The 401-nt window shown below is 76.3% G+C and carries 1 protein-coding gene; it reads right to left on the bottom strand.

Going from position 1 to position 401, the window contains the following annotated elements:
* The coding region (locus JHD80_RS29335; protein WP_465246568.1) for an ATP-binding cassette domain-containing protein at positions 1 to 322 on the bottom strand (322 nt) is incomplete at its 3' end.
* Between the last annotated feature and the right edge of the window lie 79 nt (positions 323 to 401).

Here is a 401-nt window from a genome sequence, read left to right as displayed (position 1 = left end):
CCCCCCCCCCCCCCCCCCCCCCCCCCCCCCCCCCCCCCCCCCCCCCCCCCCCCCCCCCCCCCCCCCCCCCCCCCCCCCTTTTCACGCCCAACCCGGCATACGAGATCGCGCCTAGAGTCTCGTGGGCTCGGAGATGTGTATAAGAGACAGCGATGCGCTTGTCGTCGAGCCAGATGCCGCCGCCGGTGGCCGGGAGCAGCCCAGCGATCAGGTTCAGCGTCGTCGACTCGCCGCAGCCGGACGGGCCGAGCCTGTCTCTTATACACATCTGACGCTGCCGACGATTAACCTTCGGTGTAGATCTCGGTGGGCGGCGTATCATGGGAGAGGGGGGGGGGGGGGGGGGGGGGGGGGGGGGGGGGGGGGGGGGGGGGGGGGGGGGGGGGGGGGGGGGGGGGGGG

This window comes from Allobosea sp. ASV33, from assembly GCF_016428755.1.
Lineage (GTDB): Bacteria > Pseudomonadota > Alphaproteobacteria > Rhizobiales > Beijerinckiaceae > Allobosea.
This window is presented reverse-complemented; position numbering and strand designations above follow the sequence as displayed.